The organism is Chitinophaga sp., assembly GCF_035761305.1.
In the GTDB taxonomy this organism is placed as follows: domain Bacteria; phylum Bacteroidota; class Bacteroidia; order Chitinophagales; family Chitinophagaceae; genus Chitinophaga.
The window spans coordinates 16,401-34,642 of record NZ_DASTRI010000034.1 but is presented as its reverse complement, the minus strand read 5'-3'; the positions used below and the strand labels follow the sequence as shown (position 1 = coordinate 34,642).

Sequence of the window (18,242 nt, the reverse complement as noted above, 5' to 3'; positions counted from 1 at the left end):
CTCATTACTTTAATAGATAACCGGGATCAAATATATTAAAAATTAATAATTTGTGGCAGCGTCCGGCTAATTGCTTTACCAAAAAATCCTGTTCAAACTTGTCAAATAAATTATTAACTTAGGAAGAGAGAGAACAAAGGGGCGTTATGCGAACGTGCAGCGATACGTGAATGAACGTACGTAAACCCTGCTTTCCCATACAACCATTTGTTTTGCTGCAACTAATCTGTGAAAGGGGGTTCTCAACATATGCATCTATACCAGAATTATTTTGCACCTATACTAGTTCACTGAAAAGGCACTATCAACCAAAAGAGGGCATATAACAACAGATGTTTACTAGAGCTTAATTCCTCCCCGTGATGTGATTTTTTACCGTACATCATTGTACGTATGTAGAACCAAAATCAAAATCGTTTATGATTTTAACGGACAACTGTTGTCATTTCCGCAGCGTGAAATGGCGGCGGGTCCTGCTCCTGGCCTTGTATTTATTGCCGCTTATACCTGCAGGGGCGTACGCGCGTCTGCCGGCGGCATTCCAGGACACCCTGCCCACCACAAAAGCCGCGGGTACTGTTACGGATGCAAAAGAAGGCGGCGCGCTGCCCGGCGCCACCGTAGAAAACCTGGTTACCCACCGGGGCACACAAACCAATGCTGCCGGCGAATTTCTGCTGGATGCCCGCCGCGGCGACTCCCTGCGTTTTTCCTTTATCGGCAAAGCCTCACAGGTACATGTATTTACCGGGCAGCGCATGCACATTAGCCTGGGCGCGCTGGAAGGCATTTTGTCTGAAGTAATTGTTACCGGTTACCAGAATGTAGAGAAGAGAAAATTTGCCGGCGCGGCTGTTTCCCTGAAGGCAGAAGACGTGAAGATAGATGGTATTGCAGATGTGAGCCGCATGCTCGAAGGCCGTGCCGCCGGCGTATCAATACAAAACGTGTCCGGCACCTTTGGTGCGGCGCCTAAAGTTCGCATACGCGGGGCTACCTCTATTAACGGCGATAACAAACCCCTGTGGGTGGTGGATGGTGTGGTGCTGGAAGATATTGTAAACATTTCCAACGAGCAGCTTTCCAGCGGCGACCCCACTACCCTGCTGGGATCTGCGGTGGCAGGCCTGAACGCCAATGACATTGAAAGCTTTGACATACTCAAAGATGCATCTGCAGCTGCCCTGTACGGCGCCCGCGCCATGAACGGGGTAATTGTGATCACCACCAAAAAAGGACGTGCAGGCAAGCCGGTAGTTACCTATACCGGCAACTTCAGCACACAGCTGAAACCAACATACGGCAGCTACAACATTATGAACTCGGGCCAGCAAATGTCTGTGCTGGCGGAGCTGGACCGCAAAGGCATCCTGTACCCCAACATACTGGACCAGGCAGACAATGGCGTATACGGCAAAATGTATGAGCTGATGAACGCCGACGCCAGCGGCAACTTTCCCCTGCAGAACACCCCCGCTGCAAAGGCGGAGTTCCTGAAACGCTATGCCCGCGCCAATACAGACTGGTTTGGGCTGCTGTTTAAACAAAACTTTATGCAGGAGCACTCACTGAGCATATCTTTTGGTACGGAAAGATCACAGTCATACTTTTCAACCAGCTACTATGGCGATAACGGATGGACGGTGGCCGACCGCGTAAACCGCTACACGCTTAACTTCCGTAACAACTACAAGTTCTCCGACCGCTTATCCGCCGGGTTTTCCACCCTGGCCTCCGTCCGGCAGCAAAAAGCGCCCGGCGCGCTGGCCCGCAACAGCAACCCTGTAGAAGGGCAATACGACCGCGACTTTGACATTAACCCCTTCAGCTACGCGCTTAACACCAGCCGTACCTTAACAGCATACGATGAGCAGGGGCAGCCGGAATACTTTCGCCGCAACTTTGCGCCCTTTAATATCCTGAACGAGCTGCGGAACAATTACCTGAACATTAATGTAATTGACCTGCGCCTGCAGGGCGACCTCTCGTACCAGCTGACCAAAGACCTGCGTTATGAATTCGTAGGGGCGTTACGGTATGTGAAGTCAACCCGCGAGCACCAGATCACCGAGAACGCCAACATGGCCCAGGCATACCGTGCCGCCGGCAGTTCCACCATCCGCCAGAATAATAAATTCCTGTACCGCGATCCCGATGATCCCGAAGCAGAACCCGTAGTGGTGCTCCCTTACGGCGGCTTTTACAACCGTACCGAAGACCAGCTGGTAAGCTACGATTTCCGCAACAGCCTTAACTACAACCACACTTTTAACGACCAGCATGCACTCAGCCTGTTGGGCGGTATGCAGGTAAAATATGCCGACCGGCAAAACTTTTCCAATACCGGCTACGGCTACCAGTATAACAACGGCGGCACGCCGCTGTATGACTACCGCATTCTTAAACAAACCATAGAGCTGAACTTTCCTTATTACGGCATGAGCAAGGATTATGACCGCTTTGTAGCTTTCTATGGCACAGCCACCTACTCCTACCGTTCTAAATACAACCTGACCGGTACCGCGCGGTACGATGGCTCTAACCGCCTGGGCAAATCTACCCGCGCACGCTGGCTGCCCACCTGGAGCGTTGGCGGCGCCTGGAATGCCGACCGGGAGCCTTTCATGCAAAATGTAAAATGGGTGAATTACCTCACCCTCCGCGGCAGCTACGGCCTTACCGCCAGCATGGGGCCCGCCACTAACTCCAGCATTGTGCTGCGCAATATAAACACCAACCGGCCGTATTTAACAGAAGTGGAATCTGTGATACAGCTGGCTAACCTGGAGAATGCAGACCTTACGTGGGAAAAGCTGTACACCGCCAACATCGGGGCAGACGGCGCACTGTTTGACAACCGCCTGAACTTTAGCGTGGATGTGTACCAGCGCCGCAGCTTTGACCTCATCAGCATTATAAAAACCTCCGGCATTGGCGGCGAATCGGAAAAGGCAGCCAACTATGCGGATATGGACTCTTATGGCACCGATGTGCTCATAGGCGGCCAGGTGATCCGCAAAAAAAACTGGGGCTGGCGCACCAACCTTACTTTCGGGTATAACCGTAATAAGATCACCAATGCAAGGAACCGGCCCGATATATTTTCACTGGTAGTGCCGGAGGGCGGCAACAAGCAGGACTACCCTGTACGCAGCCTTTTCTCCATCCGCTTCCAGGGGCTGGACCATGCCGCCGGCGTGCCGCTGTTCACCGATGAAAGCGGGAAAACTGCGCAGGCCGTGTACCTGCAGGATCAAACCACGGATTACCTGGTATATGAAGGCCCGGTTGATCCCGTGTACACCGGCGGCTTTTCCAACACCTTTAACTATAAAGCTTTTTCCCTTAACATATTTGTTACCTACCAGGCCGGCAATAAAATACGCCTGTACCCTGCTTTTAAAACCACCTACTCCGACCTGGACGCCATGCCCAAAGAGTTCCAGGACCGGTGGGTAATGCCGGGCGATGAAAAGTATACCAGTGTACCATCCATCCTGGGAGCATTTGAGCAATCGACCCTGGCCGGGGCGCACCCTTACAACAATTACAACTATTCTACAGAACGGGTAGCCAAAGGCGATTTTATACGGCTGAAAACCGTATCGCTTACCTATGTGCTGCCGCCGCAGCTGCTGCGGAAAATGCACTTTAATAATATATCCGTAACCGGCGCAGCCATTAATCCCTGGCTTATTTATTCAGACAGTAAGCTCAAGGGCCAGGATCCTGAATTTTTTAATTCGGGCGGCGTGGCGCAGCCGGTTCAAAAGCAATTTACGCTTTCACTAAAAGTTAGTATCTGATGCAGAAGAAGCTATTCATATATACATGGATGTTAGTGCTGTTCATTAGCGCCGGGTGTAAAAAGTACCTGGAGCAGCCGCCTGATAATCGTGCGGAGCTGAACTCACCGGAGCAGGTAGCGCAGCTGCTGGGCACTGCCTACCCGCAGGCGAATTACATGTCGTTCTTTGAGTCCATGTCTGATAACGTGGAGGACAAAGGCGCCGGGCAGCTGGAAAACACCAACGTAGATCCTTATTTTTTCCGCGATGTGCGCGACGATCAGCAGGACTCTCCCGAATATTACTGGAATGCCTGCTACGCCGCCATTGCCGCCGCCAACCAGGCGTTGCAGGTGTGCGAGAATGCGGCTGACCCGGCCGCCTACCGTTCGGAAAAAGGCGAAGCCCTACTGGCACGGGCCTACGCGCATTTTATGCTGGTGAATGTTTTCTCCAAGGTATACGATCCCGGTACCGCTTCCGCCGACCCCGGCATACCCTATGTAACCGTGCCGGAGAACGTGGTGCTGAAACAGTATGAGCGCAAAACCGTAAGCTATGTGTACGATATGATAGAGAAAGACATTACCGCCGGTATTCCCCTGCTGGACGATACGCGGTACCAGGTGCCCCGCTATCATTTCACCACAGCAGCTGCGCATGCTTTTGCCGCCCGTTTTTACCTGTTTAAACAGGATTACGCTAAAGTAATAGAACATGCCAACCAGGTGCTTTCGGGCAATGTAGCAGCGCTGCTGCGCCCCTGGAACACCACTTACACCAGCATTACCTACCTTGAGCTGTTTGCCCGCTATGCCCGCGCTACCGAGCCGGCCAACCTGCTGCTGGCGGAAACGGCCTCCTGGTGGGCGCGCAACTACTACCGGGTGCGTTACGGGCTGAATGCGCGCAAGCGCGATGAAATATTCAGCCGCAATGTAACCGGCGGCACCTGGGCCTTTACCTTTCAGCTGTTTACCGCTGGAACAGATAATTACCTGCTGCCCAAGATCAATGAACATTTTGTGCGCAGCTCTATTAATGCCGATATAGGCGTTGGCTATGTGGTGGTGCCCCTGCTTACTACAGAAGAGGTGCTGTTTAACCGTATTGAAGCCAACACCTACCTGAATAATACCAGCGCCGCCATGGCCGACCTGAACACCTACGCCAGTACGCGCATTAGCCAGTACAATGCCGGCCAGCATGCAATTAACGCCACCAAAATCCGGAATTTTTACGGCACTACAAACCTGCAAACCGGCATACTGGCCACCCTGCTCTCATTCAAACGGGCGGAATATGTGCAGGAAGGTATGCGCTGGCTGGATATTATCCGCTATAAAGCAGCAGTAACGCATTACACATCAGACGGGAACATACTTATCCTTGGATCGGATGATCCGCACCGGGTGTTCCAGCTGCCGGAATCTGCCCAATTAGCTGGCCTGCAATTGAACCCGCGATAATGATGAACCTAAAAGAAAATATCACCATGAAATATATACTACTTACAGGCGCCTTTTTATTGTGCCTGTTAACGGCCTGTAAAAAAGATGATGACCTGGGGGATATAGATAACATACCGGGCCTGGGCGGCGACAGCTGGACGCCCGGCCCTATTGACAACTGGATCAGCGACAGCCTGACCGTGCCCTATAACATTGCCGTAAAATACAAATGGGACCAGGGCGAGCTGGATTTTAACCGTACCCTGGTACCGCCAAAGGAAGAGAAGGTTATTCCTACGCTCAGCGCTGTTAAAAAGGTATGGATCAGCAATTACGTGGCAGAAGCAGGCGATGTGTTCATGAAACGCCTGTGCCCCAAATTTTTTGTGCTTGTAGGCAGCGCCAGCTATAACCCCGACGGCACCATTACCCTGGGCACCGCAGAAGGCGGCCGCCGCATTGTACTGTACACGCTGAATGATTTCCGCATCAAAGGCATGGACGGTTATACCCCGTCGGACTCCAGTAACGTGAAAATGATGTTTCATACCATAGAGCATGAGTTCGGGCATATCCTGCACCAGAACGTGCTGTACACGCCGGATTTTAAACGTATATCCGTTGGGCGTTATACCTCCAACTGGAACAACGTACCTGACGAAACCGCCCACCAGGACGGCTTTATAAGCGCCTACGCCATGAGCGCGCCTGATGAGGATTTTGTAGAGATGATCTCCATTATGCTAACAGAAGGCAAAGGCGGTTTTGACAACCTGGTAAACAGCATTACCGGCACCAGTCCTAACGGCACTACGGCCGACCAGGCTAAAGATAAGCTGCGGCAAAAGGAAACCATTGTAGTGGATTATTTCAAGGACACCTGGAATATTGATTTCTACAGCCTGCAGGCCAGAACACGTGCGTCTATTGTGGCATTGATTAAATGAAGCAGGCCGTTCAAAAAAAAATGACACATGAAACACATCGTAACATACTGCGCTATCCTCATGCTGGCGCTGGCAGCCTGCCGGAAAGACGATAAATCCGTTTTCGACCAGCCGGCCGATGCGCGTATAAACCAGGCCCTGAGCCAGTACCAGCAGGTGCTGACAGCAGCGCCCAATGGGTGGGAAGCGCGTATTACCACCGGCACCGGCAGCATCTTTAATTTTCATTTTAAGTTTAATGATGCCAACCGCGTAGTAACCTACGCGGATATTGACACCATTACTGCCAGCACGCCCCGGGAAAGCAGCTATCGCCTGAAAGCGCTGCAGCAGCCCAGCCTCATTTTTGATACCTACACCTACCTGCATATGCTGGCCGACCCCGACGGCGCCGTAAACGGCGGTGATTACGGCAGCGGGCTGCAGTCTGATTTTGAATTTGCCATTGATACCGTAACGGCAGACAGCATCCATCTTACCGGGCGTTTTAATAAAACAGCCGTTACCCTGTACAAGGCAACGCCTGAACAGGAAGCGGCCTGGCAAAACGGCGCCTGGCGCCGCACACTGGATTTCCAGTACCTGGGCAGCATACTGCAGTACTTCAAGCGCCTTAGCTGGGGCAGCAATGCATACGACATCAGCATCAATAACGACCAGCATACCATTACCTTTATTTGGGTCGATAGCGGCGGCAACCTGCAGCGGGTAACAGCCGCGTTCTATTATACCAGCCAGGGACTTTTTCTGCCCACGCCGTTCACAAACGGAGGGGTGACTATCAGCAGCATTACCAGCACCGGCTGGAACCCTGGTACCCGTACCCTGAGCATAAAAATAAATGGCGGCACATCCGGCACCATTGCCGGCGCCGCCAAACCTGCGCAGGTTGACCTGGACGCGCCGCGGCGCTGGTGGGACTACGCCGCACAGCAGCAGAACGGCTACTGGATTTCCGTTAACGGCTTTCATGTGAACGGGGTGGATGATGCTTACCATGTGCGCAGCATTCCCAACTTTTACTTTATGCTGTTCTGGCCCGCATACGGCCGCCAGAGCAATATTACGTACGACCTGCTGGGATATGTGACCGTGCAGGGGAACAGCCTTTCCCTTGATTTCGGCGCCGCTACCCTGCCGCCAACCTTCACTGCCGACGGGCGTGTTATTTTTCAGCTTTTTGGCACACTGGGCGATGTGCCGCCCGAAGCTGCCGGCGCCTTTGCAAACACCAATACGCAAATGACGGAAGCACGCGGCTTTTACCTGGTGCAAACCAGCGCCACCACGTACGACATGGTAAGCGCCAAAGATGCCCTGGCCTGGATTACCTGGGAGTATTAACATATTCATCAACCTTAATAATTATTCATTCTTTCACTCAAACTGTTGTATTATGAAAAGAGCTACAACCCGTTTTGCCTGCCTGTTATTAATGGCCTTTAGCCTGCTGTATATCGGATGTTCCAAGGAAGGGCCGGCAGGACCAAAGGGCGACCAGGGTGAGCCGGGCCCTGCCGGCGCAAATGGTGCAGCCGGTCCTAAAGGCGACCAGGGCGACCCCGGCACCGCTAATGTTATTTATTCCGACTGGCTGGATGTGGGATTTGAAGCAGATACTGTAATGAATGGCGCCACCATAGATACCATTGGCTTTTATGGCGGTATTGATGCGCCCAAGCTGGACCAGAACATGCTTACCACCGGCGAAATGAAGGTGTATGTGAACCTGAGCACAGCAGACGATCCTAACGTAGTGCCCATGCCGTATTACGATGTTTACAGCAACATTAATATCACCGTTAACTTTCTGCCGCAGGTTATTGCGCTTTACTCCAACGCCAATGTAGGCACCCTGGTAGATAATGGAACCGGCGCCAAATACCAGCAATACCGCTACATACTTATTCCCGGCGGCACCACTGCCCGTATGGCCAAAAAGATCGACTGGAACAACTATAAGGAGGTAAAGGCGTACCTGAAGCTGAAAGACTAAAGGTATTTACGAATTATCAATTACGAATTAGTGGCAATGGGTAATTAGCGTTGTGAGCCATTGCATGGATGATACCTAACACTCACCGCCACCAATTCGTAATTCGTAATTGATAATTCGTAATTAATTATCTTGCGGCGATGAAATGCCTGATCGTGGACGATAATAAGCTGGCCCGCACCGCCATGAAGCAGCTGACCAGCCATGTAGAGCACCTGCATGTAGTGGCAGAGTGCAGCAGCGCTATGGAAGCCTATAACATACTGCAGAAAGAAAAAATAGACCTGCTGCTGCTAGACATTGAAATGCCCGGCATGACCGGCCTTGAGCTTACCCGTAACCTGGGCCGTAAACGCCCCATCATTATTTTTACCACTGTAAAAAAAGATTACGCAGTAGAAGCATTTGAGCTGAACGTAGCCGACTACCTCATAAAACCCGTTAGCCCCGCGCGTTTTATACAGGCCATAGAAAAAGCCCGGGAAATAATGGACAGCAGCAACCGCGAGCTGCAGGAGGCCGATAATGAGTTTGTGTTTATACGTGACAATGGCGTGCTCAAACGCATTAAAATGGACGACATTCTTTTCCTGGAAGCCATGGGCGATTACGTAAAGCTGCACACCACCCAGAAATTCAACGCCATTCATACCACCCTGAAAGCGGTGGAGGAAAAGCTGCCCCCCAGCCGCTTTATGCGCGTACACCGCTCCTACATTGTAGCCCTGGATAAAATTGAGGCCATTGAAGATGGCACCATCAACATACAGCAGCACGCTATTCCCGTTGCAGATGCTTACCGCAGCGCATTAAACAACCGCCTGAACCTGCTGTAAAGCGGCAACGCAGCGCGTATTCCCTCCTGTTTTATACCATCTTACACACGGATTTACCCTTGCCGATAGTTTTTCCTTTTCCACCGACAGCTGCCGCCTGTTGAACAATTTATACACCGGCCGCCTGCAACCCGCTCCTACCTTTGGGTTGTTAAACAATTAATCACCCAGTAAAAATTAAAACAATGAAAAAGTTAGGAATATTAATGGCAGCCGCTATGTTATTTGCAGGTACCGCTGTTTTTGCCGGTACGCCCGCCAAGGTAGTTAAACAATCCGCGCAGAAAGAAGCCACCACTCCTAAAAAAGCGCATAAAACCCATAAAAAACATCACACAGCAGCAAAGAAAACTAAAACAGCAGCTGCTCCTAAAGCTAAATAACTGGCTGCAGGCAAGCATATCGTTTAATGTGCACTACAACATTAAACGGAAACCATCTGGTCCGGCTGTAGCAGTGCGGGACCAGATTTTTCCTGTTTAAGCACAGGCATCCCGCCCACTTTATCCCCATCGCTGAATCTAAAATCGTAAATTAGAACGGACTTACGCAGGAACGAACAATTTTTGTATGCAGTCAAAACGGATCAAATACTATTTACTGGGCCTGTTTACGGCAGGCATGATCCTGTTGATTATACTGCAGTTCAACTCATCCAAGAACATCCGCAAGCTGATAGCCGGCAATGAGCAGCTGCTGCAGGAGCTGAATGTAAAGAACGAGCTGCAGAAGCTGCAGACCAACATGGCTAAAACAGACAGCAAGGTACGGGGCACCGTCATTTCACAGGACACCCTGCATGTAACCGGCATTGAAGCGGAAATAGCCGTTATTAAATCCGACCTGGGCACCATCAATAAAATGATGCTGGACGACAGCACCGAAAAGCTGCTTACCCAGCTGAATTACCTGGTAGACGAAAAAAACAGTTTTAATGTGCAGGTGCTCGACACTTTTTACGGGCAGGGTAAAAAAGCAGCGGAGCGCATTATTAATAACCAGAAAGGCAAACGCCTCACAGAAGCCATTAACAGCATTATTCACCAGCTGGACAGTACCCGGCAAACAGTGGTGAACCACACCGTGCATATAATTGATACCAGCGGGCAAAAAGCGCAAAGCTGGGGCACCATACTCGTATGCTGCGCCTGCATTGCCAGCCTCCTGGGCTTTTTATATGTAACCAGCCGCATTCACCAGCAGGAGCAGCTCATAGATGCGCTGGACCGTTCACGGCAAAAAGAACGGAAGCTCTCTGCCATTAAGGAGCAGTTCCTGGCCAACATGAGCCATGAAATACGTACCCCCATGAACGCGGTGCTGGGCTTTACCCGCCTGCTGCAGGGGCAGCCCCTCAACGGCCAGTCCAGGGAGTATGTAGCCGCCATACAAAGCGCCGGCGAAAACCTGCTGGATATTATCAATGATATATTGGATATTTCCAAAATAGAGGCCGGCATGATGCGGCTGGAGCCCGTTTCGTTTAGCCTGCGGGGTAGCCTGCACTCCCTGCAAACCATGTTCCTGCCCAAAGCCGCTGAAAAACATTTGAGCCTGGCGGTGCAGATAGACGATAATGTGCCGGACATCCTGTACGGCGACGTGCTGCGCCTTACGCAGGTACTGGTAAACCTCACCAACAATGCCATTAAATTTACCAATGAAGGCGGGGTAAGCATCCTGGTAAGCCTGCTGCAGCAGCAGGAAAATAACGTTCGTTTAAGCATTACCGTAACAGATACCGGTATTGGTATTGCGCCGGACAAGCTGCCTTTTATTTTTGACCGCTTTAACCAGGCCGAAGCAAACACTACCCGCAAATACGGCGGCACCGGCCTGGGGCTGGCCATTGTAAAGCAGCTGGTAACGCTGCAGTACGGTAACGTAACTGTTGAAAGCCAGCCGGGCAAAGGCAGCACCTTTACCGTAGAGCTGCCCTACAGCCTGGGCGAAGTGCTGCCCGAAGCCGGCCTGGAAATATACAACGGCAACGGGCAAACGCCGCATACCGATGCACACCTGCTGATTGCGGAAGACAACCGTATGAACCAGGACCTGCTGCGGCACCTGCTGCACAACTGGCAGCTGCGCTTCCAGGTGGTGAGCAACGGCCGCGAAGTGCTGCAGGCGCTGGAAAAGCAGCATTTCGACCTAGTGCTGATGGACATACAAATGCCGGAAATGGACGGCTACACGGCTGCCCGTAAAATAAGGCAGGAGCTGCATTCCAACATCCCTATTGTAGCCATGACCGCCCATGCCATGGCCGGGGAACGCGAAAAATGCCTGAGCTGCGGTATGAATGAATATGTGGCTAAACCCATCCGGGAAGAGGAGCTGTACCGCATTATACAGGTGTTTACCGGCAAAACCGGCCCACCGGAATGGCTGGTCAACCATGCGCCGGTATATAACCACCGGGAGCCCGCAAAACTGATAAGCCTGCAGTACCTGCAGGAAATTTCAAAGGGCGATAAAGCCTTTGAGCGCACCATGCTGCAGCAGTTTATTGCGCAGCTGCCGGAAGACCTTTCCCTGCTGAAAGCAGCTATTACCGCCGCGGATATACCGGCCATCCGCAGCCTTGCGCATAACATTAAAACTACCGTTGCATTTATAGGGCTGGAACACCCGCTGTACATGCACCTTAGTCCCATGGAGCAGCTCAGTGACGGTGCTTCCTATGATCCCGCGCAAACCGCCGCCCACTTTGATGCGCTGAAACAGCTATGCCTGCAGGCGGTAGAGGAAGCCGTGGAGATCATTACGAATTAACAATTACGGGTTACCCTCCCCTTTTCCCTGTTCAACGACACTTGCTCCCTGTTCACCGAAACAACCGCCGGCCAGTGCATACTTCCCCTAATTTTAGGTAAGCAGTGCTGAAAAAGCATTATTACTTCATCAATTTTTAAAAGACAAACATCATGAAAATCACGAAAAGCCTGATCGCCGCCCTTGCATTAATGCTCAGCGTTAGTGCCGTATCATTTGCGCAAACACCTGCTAAAAAGCACCCTAAAGAAACAAAGATGGCCACCGACACCACTAAAAAAGCGGCTCACCATCATGTAAAGAAAATGAAAGAAACAACTAAGAAAGGCTGATAGTTTAGGATAGGATCTTACCAAAAGCGGTTGTATCGTACGCACGATGCAACCGCTTTTGTTTTACAGTAATACCTGCAAAAGCGCCGCCGCAGGCCCGGTGTGCAGGCAAATAAAAAGGGTGTATCAGCAATTGATACACCCTTTTATATTTAAAAGTTGTGTTAAGCTTACTGTAAACCTTCCAGCTTCTTTTTCACTTCGTCTACCTTGGCAGTTTCATTTTTGATAGCGTAGATCTTTTGCAGCGCATACAGGCAGCTTTCATAGGTCTGCTTGTCGCTGTTATCCAGGTTGCCTTTGGCGGCAAAGCCGGCGTCTGCTTTCTCAAAATAAGGCAGGGCGGTGTTCATCAGCTCTTCTACTTTAGACTGCAGCTCTTTTGCTTTGGGTGAGCTTTGTTCTTTGCTGCTTAATGCGTTCAGCTCTTTGTTAAAGCCTACAGCGCGGTTAAAGTACATAGCGCCCAGCTGGAAGTTGGCGGTAGGATCGGCTGCATTCAGCTCCAGGGCTTTTTTGTAGCCGGCTTCCGCTTTGCTCATCAGCTCATCGTAGTTAGCGGGTTTAGGCAGGTCGTCCCCTTTTTCATCCCGCGGGTTAGCCATGTTATCTACACGGATAGCATAGTCAAGCTGGGTTTGGAAATCGTTGGGATTTTCCTGGGCCTTCTTTTCGAGCATGCTCATTAACTCCGCAGTTTTACCTGTTTTGGAGTAATAGATCATCTCCATGTCGTTAAAGCGCTTGTCTTTCGGGAAGGCTTTTTTACCTTCTTCAATCGCCTGCAGCCATTTTTCGTTGTCGCCTTTTTCTTCATAGCCCTGTGCTAACAGCACATACATGGCCGGCTCGCCTTTGAACTGCAGGTCGGCGGCCTTTTGCAGGTATGCCAGCGCAGTATCTTTCTGGCCTGCCTGCTGTGCGGCATAACCCAGGTAAAAGGTCATGGAAGTATCGGTTGGGATGGAGCCGCTGAGGTTTTTGCCATTATAATACCGGGCAATTTCAAATGCTTTCTGGAAGTTGGAGTAAGCAGAGTCCCACTTCTGGTCATTCAGGTTGGCATAGCCTGCATTACCTACGGTAGCGTACAGGTTAAACATGCGGTTGTTCATTTCCAGCAGCGCTTCCGGCATTTTCGGGTTTTTGTCCAGTGCTTTCTGGTAGGCTTCAAAAGCTTCCATGGCTTCCGGCACACTCTTATCCTTAGTGGCCAGGGCTTCCATTACTTTACCCTTTACATACCAGGTTTTGGCATCATCTTTAGTTTTTTCGTTCTGCAGCGCTTCGTCAATATCTGCTTTAGCCTTGGTCAGGTCCTGGCTCTTCAGCGCATCTTCCGCGCTGTTTACCTTACCCCTTTGCGCAACGGCAGCAAATCCGGCACTGCAAAAAAGAAAAGATACCAATAATTTTTTCATGAGCTCAATTTTTAGTTGCTGATAACAATATAAGTATGGTTTATTACCTAGATTACAAATTCCGGATGCAGGCATCCGTGATCGTAAATATCTGCGATTAATTTTAATTAATAATAACGATTTATGGCCTCAATGGAAAATTGTCCATTAAGTCCACAAATCGTATTATTAACAATTATAAATTAAACTATTTATTCGGCGGGTTGTGCTTCCGTTGTATCCGTATTTTCCGTGGTATCGCCGCCTGTTGTGTGCTCGCCGTTTTCTTCCGGTATTTCCTCCTGCTCATTCAGTCGTGCTACGGCAGCTATTTCATCGCTGTCATCCAGCCGTATGAGGCGCACCCCCTGGGTGGCCCTGCCGGCCTCACGGATGTCTGCTACTGCCATACGGATGGTGATGCCGGATTTACAGGTGATCATCAGGTCATCTTTTTCCGTAACGTCCAGTACTGCGATCAGGTTGCCGGTTTTTTCCGTGATATTAATGGTTTTAACCCCCTTGCCGCCACGGTTGGTAATGCGGTATTCTTCAATGCTGGTACGTTTACCAAATCCTTTTTCAGACACCACCAGTATCGTGCGGCTTTCATCTTCCTTATTAACACAAATCATACCAACCACTTCATCTTTGATGTTATCCACTTCTATACCGCGTACGCCAATAGCGCCACGGCCGGTATCGCGCACAGTAGCTTCGGGGAAGCGGATGGCGCGGCCGCTTTGGATAGCCATCATTATTTCGCTGTTGCCGTCGGTCAGCCTGGCTTCCAGCAGCTGGTCGCCTTCGTTGATGGTAATGGCGTTTACGCCGTTCTGGCGCGGACGGGAAAATTCTTCCAGCAGGGTCTTTTTAATAATACCGTTCTTGGTGCACAGCACTATGTAGTGACTGTTAATGAAGTCTTTATCGTTCAGGTCTTTAATGTCAATGATCGCGCGTATCTTATCATCCGTGGGCAGGGTAATAAGGTTTTGTATGGCGCGGCCCCTGCTTTGCTTTTCGCCTTCGGGTATCTCGTACACCTTTAACCAGAAACAGCGGCCCTTTTCTGTAAAGAACAGCATGGTATGGTGGGTAGAGGCTATGAACAGGTGCTCAATGTAATCCTCATCGCGGGTTTTGCCGCCAATGGCGCCGCGGCCGCCGCGTTTCTGCTGCCGGTAATCGTAGGCAGAGGTACGTTTAATATAACCCAGGTGGGAGATGGTGATCACCACATCTTCCTCTGCGATAATATCTTCTATGCGCATTTCGCTGGCCAGGTACTGGATCTCGGTTTTGCGCTCATCGCCAAACTTCTTTCTTACTTCCAGCAGCTCGTCCTTAATGATCTTAAATTGCAGTCCTTCATCTGCCAGCACATCTTTCAGGTAGCCGATCAGCTTCATTACTTCATCGTATTCTTCCTTGATCTTATCGCGTTCCATGCCGGTAAGGCGTTGCAGGCGCAGCTCCAGGATGGCTTTGGACTGTATTTCCGTAAGGCCGAATTTTGACATCAGCCCGTCCTTGGCTTCGTCCGGCGTGCGGCTTGCGCGGATCAGGGCTATTACTTCATCCAGGTGGTCCAGGGCTATGAGGTAGCCGGCCAGTATGTGGGCCCTTTCCTCTGCCTTGCGCAGGTCGTACCGCGTTCTGCGCAGCACTACCTCATGGCGGAACTCAACAAACTCCGACAGCAGCTCTTTCAGGTTCAGGATGCGGGGCCGGCCTTTTACCAGGGCCACGTTGTTAATACCATACGAAGTTTGCAGCTCGGAGTATTTATACAGCTGGTTAATCACCACGTTGGCAATGGCTTCGCGCTTAAGGTCTATTACCAGGCGCATACCTTCCCGGTCGCTTTCATCGCGTACTTCGGAAATGCCTTCAATGATCTTATCATCTGCCAGCTGCGCTATTTTCTGGTGTAATACGGCTTTATTGATCTGGTAGGGCAGCTCATAGATCACCAGCCTTTCGCGGCCGGCTTTGGTGGTTTCCACGTTGATCTTACCCCTTACCACTACCCTGCCACGGCCGGTTTCAAAGCCCTGCTTTACGCCTTCGTACCCGTAAATGATACCGCCGGTTGGAAAGTCGGGAGCTTTTACATACTTCACCAGCTCTTCTATGGTTATCTCACGGTTATCGATATACGCAACCAGGCCGTCCACCACTTCGCTCAGGTTATGGGGCATAATGTTGGTGGCCATGCCTACGGCAATACCGGAGGCGCCGTTCACCAGCAGGTTGGGAATACGTGTAGGCAATACCGTTGGCTCTTCCAGGGTATCGTCAAAGTTCAGGGTAAAATCTACTGTTTCCTTTTCAATATCCTCCAGCATGGCCTCGGCAATCTTTTGCATGCGCACCTCTGTGTAACGCATGGCTGCCGGGTCATCACCATCTACAGAACCAAAGTTACCCTGGCCGTCTACCAGCGGGTAGCGCATGGTCCACGGCTGCACCAGGCGGGCAATGGTATCATAAATGGCCTTATCACCGTGCGGGTGATACTTACCCATTACTTCCCCCACCACACGGGCTGATTTCTTATAGGGCTTGTTGGAGTTGTTGCCCAGTTCATTCATCCCGAACAGCACCCGGCGGTGCACCGGTTTTAAACCATCCCTTACATCGGGCAGGGCGCGGCCTACTATCACAGACATGGAATAGTCTATGTAGGCGGTTTTCATCTGCTCCTCAATGTTAATCTGGATAATTCTGCTGTCCTGGTTTTCCTGATTTTCGGTATTTTCTGCCATATCAGAACGTTAATTTTAACTGCCTGGTTTTACACGGTAAGAAAGATGCCATGTAAAATCGTAAGTTGTATCTCGTTAATTATTGGTTTACAGTTTTTTCCGCTTCAACGGCGGCAGCGCAAATATACGGTTTTTAAGGCGGTTTTGAGCCGCTGTGGGAAAGGTTGTGCATAAGATTTCAGGCAATGGTTACCGCGGCAAATAGCCCCGGATAATCACGCATTTTCCAGGATTATTTAATTGAGCTTAATTTTTAATACATGAGGAGCAAGGTTGCAGGAAGCATATAAAAAATGAATATCACTTGAAATGTTTTTGTAATAACATAACGCCCTGGCTATACGTACCTGCCCCATAGCCGTCTGTATCTTCAATGCTCTTAGCTGATAACGCATATTAACATCTCTATATATAATAAAAAAAATATTGGCAAACTATTTGTTTTTAACAATATGATAATCAGATATTAAAGACCGCGGGAAAAATTATTTTGGGACTTTTGAGATCGGATTTTCCAGAAATTCCGAACATATGTAAGATCGCTGCTGTTATTTCCCCTGATTGTATAACCATGTTTAAAGCTTAAAGAAGAACTATGAGAAACATTCTGTTGTTTGGCGCCGGAAAGTCTGCCACCTGCCTGATCGATTACCTGGTAAATAATGCGCCAAGGCAGAAGTGGCATGTAACGGTAGTGGACCATGACCTGATGTTAATTAAATCCAAAACCGGAAAATCCTATTACGTTACCCCGGCGGCTATTGATGTAAAAGACCCCGCAGCACGGCAGCCGCTGATTGCAGAAGCAGACCTGGTAATTTCCCTGCTGCCCCCGGCCCTGCATATACTCATAGCCCGGGATTGCCTGCAGTACAAAAAACACCTGCTTACCGCCTCTTACATTGACCCCGAAGTGCGCAAGCTGGAAAAAGAGATTGAGGACGCCGGCCTGCTGTTCATGTATGAAATGGGACTGGACCCGGGTATAGATCATATGTCGGCCATGAAGGTGATACATTCCATTGAAAAGAAAGGCGGGCTTATTTACTCCTTCCGCTCCTATTGCGGCGGACTTATATCACCGGAAAGCAATGATAACGCCTGGCAGTACAAAATATCCTGGAACGCCCGCAACATAGTGCTGGCAGGTAAATCCGGCGCCACCTACCGCGATAAGGGCAAGGTAAAAGAGCTTACCCACGAGCAGCTGTTCGACCAAACAAAAATCATACAGGTGCCGGGCCTTGGCAAGCTGGCGTACTACCCTAACCGTGACTCGCTGGCCTACATGTCGGCCTACCACCTGGAAAATATTCCCACATTTATGCGCGCCACCCTGCGCTACCCCGATTTCTGCGAAGGCTGGAGCGCTATCGTAAAACTGGGATTAACAGATGACAGCCATAAAATACAAACCGATCATCTTACCTATTTCAAATGGGCCAGCCAGCAGGTGAAAATAGACAAGCAGCTGAGCAACGAAGAAAATATTGCCCACCATCTTGGCGTAAGCAGCAAATCAAAAGTTATACGGCAGCTCAAATTCCTGGGCTTACTGAATGGCGACGTAATTAATTTGGGAGAACAAACCAATGCTACTATCTTGCAGCACGTTATGGAAACGCGCCTTAGCATGCAGCCGAATGATAAGGATATGATAGTGATGATGCATGAGATTGAGTTTGAGCGGCGCAACATGGCTACCCGTATGCACAGCTACATGATTGTGCAGGGCGAAGACAGCCTGCGTACAGCCATGGCGAAAACAGTAGGGCTGCCCCTGGGCATTATGGCCAAGCTGATATTCCAGGAAAAAATAAATATTACCGGCCTCCGGATCCCTGTTATGCCCGAAGTATATAACCCGGTGCTAAAGGAGCTGGAAGAATACGATATTCGTTTTGAAGAGAGTTTTGAATAGCAAGTTTTGTTTCCTGTGTTGAACT

12 protein-coding genes are annotated in these 18,242 nt (G+C 50.3%); 10 read left to right on the top strand and 2 right to left on the bottom strand.

Going from position 1 to position 18,242, the window contains the following annotated elements:
- Positions 1–419 precede the first annotated feature (419 nt).
- The 9 genes from VFS25_RS03530 (at position 420) to VFS25_RS03490 (ending at position 12,125) form a co-directional block, all read left to right on the top strand.
- A complete protein-coding gene (locus tag VFS25_RS03530; RefSeq protein ID WP_326460734.1) occupies positions 420–3,806 on the top strand; it encodes a SusC/RagA family TonB-linked outer membrane protein in 3,387 nt (1,128 codons plus the stop codon).
- Positions 3,806–5,257, top strand: a complete 1,452-nt coding sequence (locus tag VFS25_RS03525) for a RagB/SusD family nutrient uptake outer membrane protein (RefSeq protein ID WP_326460733.1) — start codon at positions 3,806–3,808, stop codon at positions 5,255–5,257. The genes VFS25_RS03530 and VFS25_RS03525 overlap by 1 nt, the downstream gene beginning before the upstream one ends.
- Before the next feature lie 26 nt (positions 5,258–5,283).
- On the top strand, positions 5,284–6,186 hold the full coding sequence (locus VFS25_RS03520) for a putative zinc-binding metallopeptidase (protein WP_326460732.1): 903 nt from the start codon (positions 5,284–5,286) through the stop codon (positions 6,184–6,186).
- Positions 6,187–6,213: 27 nt separating this feature from the next.
- Positions 6,214–7,530 carry a DUF4302 domain-containing protein gene (locus tag VFS25_RS03515; RefSeq protein ID WP_326460731.1) on the top strand — a complete coding sequence of 439 codons (1,317 nt, stop codon included), beginning with the start codon at positions 6,214–6,216 and terminating at the stop codon, positions 7,528–7,530.
- Positions 7,531–7,582: 52 nt separating this feature from the next.
- The gene (locus tag VFS25_RS03510) at positions 7,583–8,182 is read left to right on the top strand and encodes a hypothetical protein (RefSeq protein WP_326460730.1); all 600 of its coding nucleotides are present in this window, start codon (positions 7,583–7,585) and stop codon (positions 8,180–8,182) included.
- A 140-nt stretch (positions 8,183–8,322) separates the two neighbouring features.
- Positions 8,323–9,018 (top strand): LytTR family DNA-binding domain-containing protein, encoded by a 696-nt coding sequence (locus VFS25_RS03505; RefSeq protein ID WP_326460729.1) that lies wholly within the window; start codon positions 8,323–8,325, stop codon positions 9,016–9,018.
- 185 nt (positions 9,019–9,203) lie between these two features.
- Complete coding sequence (locus VFS25_RS03500; protein ID WP_326460728.1) at positions 9,204–9,401, top strand: hypothetical protein; 198 nt, start codon at positions 9,204–9,206, stop codon at positions 9,399–9,401.
- Between the two features lie 187 nt (positions 9,402–9,588).
- Complete coding sequence (locus VFS25_RS03495) at positions 9,589–11,793, top strand: hybrid sensor histidine kinase/response regulator (protein WP_326460727.1); 2,205 nt, start codon at positions 9,589–9,591, stop codon at positions 11,791–11,793.
- A 152-nt stretch (positions 11,794–11,945) separates the two neighbouring features.
- Positions 11,946–12,125, top strand: a complete 180-nt coding sequence (locus VFS25_RS03490; protein WP_326460726.1) for a hypothetical protein — start codon at positions 11,946–11,948, stop codon at positions 12,123–12,125.
- Between the two features lie 170 nt (positions 12,126–12,295).
- Here the strand turns inward: VFS25_RS03490 and VFS25_RS03485 are convergent, their stop codons facing one another.
- The gene (locus VFS25_RS03485) at positions 12,296–13,546 is read right to left on the bottom strand and encodes a tetratricopeptide repeat protein (RefSeq protein WP_326460725.1); all 1,251 of its coding nucleotides are present in this window, start codon (positions 13,544–13,546) and stop codon (positions 12,296–12,298) included.
- Positions 13,547–13,737: 191 nt separating this feature from the next.
- A complete protein-coding gene (gene gyrA / locus VFS25_RS03480; protein WP_326460724.1) occupies positions 13,738–16,296 on the bottom strand; it encodes a DNA gyrase subunit A in 2,559 nt (852 codons plus the stop codon).
- Between the two features lie 595 nt (positions 16,297–16,891).
- Here gyrA and VFS25_RS03475 point away from each other — a divergent pair.
- Positions 16,892–18,217: a saccharopine dehydrogenase C-terminal domain-containing protein gene (locus tag VFS25_RS03475; RefSeq protein ID WP_326460723.1), complete on the top strand. Its 1,326-nt coding sequence runs from the start codon at positions 16,892–16,894 to the stop codon at positions 18,215–18,217.
- Positions 18,218–18,242: the final 25 nt, after the last annotated feature.

What these genes read in the sequence shown, in the direction of transcription:
- VFS25_RS03530 (WP_326460734.1), top strand. Translation starts at nt 420, where the DNA reads ATGATTTTAACGGACAACTGTTGTCATTTCCGCAGCGTGAAATGGCGG.
- VFS25_RS03525 (WP_326460733.1), top strand. Translation starts at nt 3,806, where the DNA reads ATGCAGAAGAAGCTATTCATATATACATGGATGTTAGTGCTGTTCATT.
- VFS25_RS03520 (WP_326460732.1), top strand. Translation starts at nt 5,284, where the DNA reads ATGAAATATATACTACTTACAGGCGCCTTTTTATTGTGCCTGTTAACG.
- VFS25_RS03515 (WP_326460731.1), top strand. Translation starts at nt 6,214, where the DNA reads ATGAAACACATCGTAACATACTGCGCTATCCTCATGCTGGCGCTGGCA.
- VFS25_RS03510 (WP_326460730.1), top strand. Translation starts at nt 7,583, where the DNA reads ATGAAAAGAGCTACAACCCGTTTTGCCTGCCTGTTATTAATGGCCTTT.
- VFS25_RS03505 (WP_326460729.1), top strand. Translation starts at nt 8,323, where the DNA reads ATGAAATGCCTGATCGTGGACGATAATAAGCTGGCCCGCACCGCCATG.
- VFS25_RS03500 (WP_326460728.1), top strand. Translation starts at nt 9,204, where the DNA reads ATGAAAAAGTTAGGAATATTAATGGCAGCCGCTATGTTATTTGCAGGT.
- VFS25_RS03495 (WP_326460727.1), top strand. Translation starts at nt 9,589, where the DNA reads ATGCAGTCAAAACGGATCAAATACTATTTACTGGGCCTGTTTACGGCA.
- VFS25_RS03490 (WP_326460726.1), top strand. Translation starts at nt 11,946, where the DNA reads ATGAAAATCACGAAAAGCCTGATCGCCGCCCTTGCATTAATGCTCAGC.
- VFS25_RS03485 (WP_326460725.1), bottom strand. Translation starts at nt 13,546, where the DNA reads ATGAAAAAATTATTGGTATCTTTTCTTTTTTGCAGTGCCGGATTTGCT.
- gyrA (WP_326460724.1), bottom strand. Translation starts at nt 16,296, where the DNA reads ATGGCAGAAAATACCGAAAATCAGGAAAACCAGGACAGCAGAATTATC.
- VFS25_RS03475 (WP_326460723.1), top strand. Translation starts at nt 16,892, where the DNA reads ATGAGAAACATTCTGTTGTTTGGCGCCGGAAAGTCTGCCACCTGCCTG.